The organism is Arthrobacter sp. SPT-J7, assembly GCF_059089965.1.
This window is the reverse complement of the sequence record NZ_JBNHFF010000229.1, coordinates 1-4,990: the sequence shown is the minus strand read 5'-3', so window position 1 is coordinate 4,990 and position 4,990 is coordinate 1. Positions and strand designations below refer to the sequence as shown.

Here is a 4,990-nt window from a genome sequence, read left to right as displayed (position 1 = left end):
CCCGGCGGCGGCGCAGGCCCCGCGGCGGAGTCGTGGGCCAGCGCGGCGGGAATAGCCCTTGGTTTGGTCGCAGGGGCCACCTACGCTTTGTACTCTTGGGCAGCCCATCGCCTCATCGGCGGAGGCGTGTCCTCCCGGGCCGCCATGGGGACAGTGTTTGGGGTGGGCGGTGCGCTGCTGATGCCAGTCCTCTTTTTCACCGGCCGCCCGCTCGTCGAATCGTGGGCGAACTTTACCGTCGGGGCGTACATGGCACTCGTGCCGATGTTCGCGGGGTACGTCCTGTTCGGGTGGGGCCTGGCGCGGGTGCGTGCCAGCACCGCGACAGGCCTTTCCCTGGTGGAGACCGTGGTGGCAGCGGCATTGGCGGTCCTTGTGGTGGGGGAACGGTTGCCGGCCGCGGGCTGGCTCGGAGCCGCTACCGTCCTGGCAGGCCTGTTTTTCCTGGTCCCACGTGCTTCACCACAGGGGCAACAGCGGCTGAGCGACGCAGGGCTACGTGGGCAGACCGCGCCGGTGGCGACGCACGATGGGATGCCTGTTCAGCGCGAGGTAAGCACCAACAGCCATCAGGAACACCCCGGAGACAGCTACACCGATGACTGGGCCGCTGACGCCAGCGATGAAGAGCACAAGGCCGAGCAGGCCCGCGGCTGAACCGTAGTAGAAGCCTGAACTGAACCGGCGTGAGGGGTAGCCGGACAGCAGTTCCATGGCCAGGTGGGGATCGTCGGCGATCAGCCCGAGCTCCAGCTCCTTAAGGAGCCTCCGCTCCTCTTCGGACATTGGCATTGGACGCCCTTGAAATCTAAGTCGGGAGTATCGATATCGACCGTAGGATTCTTGTCCTGAGGAGTCAAGGGTTCAGCTTGCCCGGTTATGCGATGACGTCATATTGCATTGAGTCGCCCAGCACCCTGACCCCTTGAGTGGGGACATGAGTGGTTGGCCGGGAGCGGGGCATCAGGTGTTCCACGGGAAGGCCCGCGAGGAGGACGCAGTGGTCGGCGATGAGCCTTCGATGGCATCTCCACCAAAGGGTTTCGCTGCACATGATCACGGTGGGTTGATCGTGTGCGTCTGCTACCAGTCGTTCCGCGGCCGCTCCGAACTCCCTGGTCCGCATGTAGGCAGCGTAGGCCCGGAAAGAATCGTTGCGGAGGGCCGTATCCGGTGACTCCGGGGGTAGCTTGCGGAAACCACCAAGGCGCTGCTCCCACCGGTAACTGATGCCGGCTTCCGGCAGCCAGGCGGACATGCTGTCCTTGCCAAAATGGGGGTGCTTGCGGCTGCCGGGGCCAATGCGTACGTCCACGAGGGATGCCACACCGGCGCCTTTCAGCAGCTCCCCAAAGTCAGCCTGGGAGGCTGTCCCGTGCCCTACCGTATAAAGAACGCCCACGAGAGCCATAGTAGGCACGCAGGCTCCCGCAGGTGCTCTTGGCTGCGCGCCCCAATAATCACGCTGCTGATGGCCGGATGCCGGAGCCCAGCGCGACTGGTTGGCGCGCCGGTAGCTCCACCGGTCCCCTCGCCGAAGTTTCGGTCAGCACCCACTTCGAGCCCTGGGCCGCTGTCACGGGGCGTTCCGGTTTCGCCTCTGCGCCGCCCTGCAATAATCTGAACCAACGGTTGTGCGCGGGGGTGCAGACGCCCGGTGCAACAAGGCAGCACTGTAAGTTCGGGCCACATCACATCAGACGAGGCGGACACGCATGACGGCTTCAGACCAGCAGCACCCACAGCAATCGCAGATGCCCGCGGATCCGCCAGGCCTGCCCGCTGACCGTAAAGCTGCCGCCGCAGCCGTAGACCCGCACCTCCTCCAGCAGCTGGCGGATGCACATGGCGTGGGAACCTCCTTCCAGGGCTGGGACGGCCTGCCGCACAGCGTTGCCGAAGAAACCTTGATTAAGGTCTTGGCCTCCCTGGGGGTGCAGGCCCACACCAACCAGCTGATCGAGGCGGCACTCGCGGAAGCGGAACTGGCGCCGTGGCGGCGGATGTTGCCTCCCGCCGTCGTTATCCAGCAGGGCGAGCCGGCACAGATCCCGGTTCATCTGCGGGACGGAGCCACAGCCCGGGTGACCATCATGCTTGAAGGCGGTGCCGGAACGCGGGATGCGGTTCAGCAGGACCTCCGGGTGCAGCCGCGGGACGTGGACGGTGTGGCCACCGGGCGTGCCACCTTCGCCCTTCCCCAAGACCTGCCGCTGGGTTGGCATACCCTGCACGCCGAATCAGAAGGCACCACCGCGGCCACAACCCTGGTGGTGGTGCCCGTCCGGCTGACCACAGCCGCACCGCTGGAAAAGCGCCGCGGCTGGGGACTGGCTACCCAGCTGTACTCCGTGCGTTCCAAGCGGTCCTGGGGGATTGGCGACTTCTCCGACCTCGCCGACCTTGGCGCACTGAGCGCGGCCCACGGCGCAGACTATATTTTGGTCAATCCGCTGCACGCGGCCGAGCCGGTTCCGCCGGTGCAGCCGTCGCCGTACTCACCATCCACCCGGCGGTTCTTCAACCCGCTGTATATCCGGATCGAGGCAATCCCCGAACTGGCCTACCTCAAACCGCGCAAGCGCGCCGCAGTGGAGAAGCTTCACGAGGAAGCTGCTGCCCTGAACAAGGAGGGCGCGCGGCTGGACCGCGATTCTGTGTACGCGGCCAAGCTCCAGGCCTTGGAACTGCTCTACCACACCCGCCGGTCGCCGGCGCGGCAGGCGGCCTTCGACGAGTTCTGCCGCATCTCCGGCAGGGGGTTGGACGACTTTGCCCTCTGGTCCGCTATTCGGGAGGACCTGCCGGCCGGAGACCCCTTCTGGTCGGACCCCGCCAGTGCCCTTGGCAGGCCGCAGACAGAGGCACTGCGGGAAAGGCTCGCGGACAGGATCGGGTTCTACCGCTGGCTGCAGTGGATTTGCGACGAGCAGCTTGAAAACGCGCAGCGGGCGGCGCTGCGGTCGGGGATGCGGCTCGGCGTCGTCCATGACCTCGCGGTGGGGGTGGACCACAGCAGCGCTGACGCCTGGACACTTCGGGACGTCCTTGCTCCTGACACCAGCGTGGGCGCACCCCCGGACATGTACAACCAGCAAGGACAGGACTGGGGACAGCCGCCATGGCATCCGGCGCGGCTCGCGGAGGCCGGCTACATCCCCTTCCGAAACATGCTGGCAACCGTGCTGCGCCATGCCGGCGGCGTGCGCGTGGACCACATCCTCGGACTGTTCCGGCTGTGGTGGATTCCGTCCGGCAATGCCCCCGGAGACGGCGCTTACGTGCGCTACGACCATGAAGCGCTGATCGGTATCCTCGCCCTTGAGGCGCAGCGTGCCGGGGCGGTGGTGATCGGCGAGGACCTGGGCACCTTCGAGCCTTGGGTGCGTGACTACCTTGCCGCCCGCGGCGTCCTGGGTACTTCCATCCTTTGGTTCGAGTACGACGGCGATTCGCCCCTTGCGCCCGAAAAGTACCGCACGCAGGCACTCGCGAGCGTGAACACGCACGACCTTCCGCCCACCGCCGGGTACCTCGCCGGCGACCACGTGGCACTGCGGAGCGGGCTGGGCCTCCTGGAGCGGTCCGAGGCTGAGGAGCGGGCTGAGCACAAGGCCTCACTTGAGAAGATGCTGGCTTTGGTGCGCGAGCGCGGCTACCTCCCTGACGATGCTTCAGGCCCTGCCGGGGCCAGCGAAGAACGGACCATAGAGGCCCTGCACCTGCTGCTGGCGCAGGCGCCGTCTGTCCTGCTCGGCGTTGCGCTGGTGGATGCTGTGGGGGAGCGGCGGGTCCAGAACCAGCCCGGCACCACGGAAGCGCTGTATCCGAACTGGCAGGTACCGCTCGGCGGGCCCGACGGCAAGCCGGTGTTTCTGGATGATCTTTCCGCCAATGCACGGTTCAACTCCCTGTTGGCGGCGGTAGAGGAGGCTCTGCGCGGCTAACAGCGGGGCCACCTGCCGCACTTCCGGTTTCGGGTTGGCGGCAGGTGGCCCTTTCTATGGCGGCAGGGAGCTTCAACCCGCCATGATCAGCTGTGTGAAGTGGTCGTAGCGGAAAGTGACCGCTCCGCCGTCGTGCTCAAACGGAATGTTGCCGCCGCTTGGCGCGCCGTAACTGACAACTCCAGCGTTTAGGAGATGCCGTTGCCCGGACTTGTGCGTGCTACCTAAACGGCCTGCGAGGAAGTGCGCTCCCCTCCCGCCACGGCCGCCGAGGTTTATCCTCCGGGCACCAGGGCTGTGGGGGAGGGCGTTTCCAAATTGTGGAGCAAAGGCCCGGGCAAGCCCGTCACGCGGTCCAGCTCGAAAGTGGCTATGTTGTCCGACCGTTCGTGGGCAACGTGGAGCCAACGGTCCCTGACCAGGTGGTGCCGCGGCCAGTTTCCTCCGCTTGGAAAGTCCTGGACCGGCACCAGCTCGGTCCCGCCGGACCCGATCTCCAGCACGCTGACCAGGTTTGAGCCGCGCACTCCTACATAGACGTGCCGGCCCTCGTGGCTGAGGCAGATTTCAGCGGCGGAATCGTCGGGAAGGCTACCGCCGGACGTGGCCGGGCCCCGGAAGACCAGTTCGAATGTCCCGGCTTCCGGCCTGACAACGAAGACTTCAATTGAGTATTCAGAAACCACAAAAACGCTGCCGCTGGAATGCTGCACCAGATGGCGTGGGCCACACCCGAAGGGGAGGGCCACCTCGTGATCGGCCACCAAGCCAGATCCGGGCACATAATTCCAGATCCGGAGGGTGTCGTGGCCCAGATCCGTCGTCATGATGCGTCCGTCCCTCAGCATCAGGCTTGCGTGGGCGCGGCTCTGCCGGGGCTCGCCCGGAGTCTGGCTGGCGTGCGGGTCTACCGAGGGCAGTGCCGGGAAGCCTGCCGTAATGCCGCCGTCGGAATCCAATTCGTAGAGCAGGACCTGACCATCACCCCAGCAGGCGGCGGTTAGGAAGCGCCCCTGTGGGTCGACCGCAACGTGGCAGGTGGC

Annotated in this window: 5 protein-coding genes and 1 pseudogene; 2 read left to right on the top strand and 4 right to left on the bottom strand. The window is 66.2% G+C overall.

Annotation, left to right across the window (positions count from 1 at the left end):
* A partial coding sequence (locus tag AC5RWX_RS30065) for a DMT family transporter (RefSeq protein ID WP_494099876.1) occupies positions 1 to 657 on the top strand: 657 nt, incomplete at its 5' end.
* Here the strand turns inward: AC5RWX_RS30065 and AC5RWX_RS30060 are convergent.
* From AC5RWX_RS30060 to AC5RWX_RS30050, 3 genes and pseudogenes are all read right to left on the bottom strand, one after another.
* A pseudogene (locus AC5RWX_RS30060) lies at positions 613 to 786 on the bottom strand (DUF3040 domain-containing protein); the annotation flags it as partial. The gene AC5RWX_RS30065 and the pseudogene AC5RWX_RS30060 sit on opposite strands and share 45 nt — an antisense overlap.
* A gap of 91 nt (positions 787 to 877) precedes the next feature.
* The gene (locus AC5RWX_RS30055) at positions 878 to 1,402 is read right to left on the bottom strand and encodes a DUF488 domain-containing protein (RefSeq protein ID WP_494099875.1); all 525 of its coding nucleotides are present in this window, start codon (positions 1,400 to 1,402) and stop codon (positions 878 to 880) included.
* 322 nt (positions 1,403 to 1,724) lie between these two features.
* The gene (locus AC5RWX_RS30050; RefSeq protein WP_494099874.1) at positions 1,725 to 1,847 is read right to left on the bottom strand and encodes a hypothetical protein; all 123 of its coding nucleotides are present in this window, start codon (positions 1,845 to 1,847) and stop codon (positions 1,725 to 1,727) included.
* 3 nt (positions 1,848 to 1,850) lie between these two features.
* Here AC5RWX_RS30050 and malQ point away from each other — a divergent pair, with 3 nt between their 5' ends.
* A complete protein-coding gene (gene malQ / locus AC5RWX_RS30045) occupies positions 1,851 to 3,947 on the top strand; it encodes a 4-alpha-glucanotransferase (protein ID WP_494099873.1) in 2,097 nt (698 codons plus the stop codon).
* Positions 3,948 to 4,222: 275 nt separating this feature from the next.
* Here the strand turns inward: malQ and AC5RWX_RS30040 are convergent.
* On the bottom strand, positions 4,223 to 4,990 hold a 768-nt coding region (locus AC5RWX_RS30040; RefSeq protein ID WP_494099872.1), incomplete at its 5' end, for a lactonase family protein.

Coding starts and splice junctions, on each gene's coding strand:
- AC5RWX_RS30050 (WP_494099874.1), bottom strand. CDS start 1,847: ATGTGCATCCGCCAGCTGCTGGAGGAGGTGCGGGTCTACGGCTGCGGC.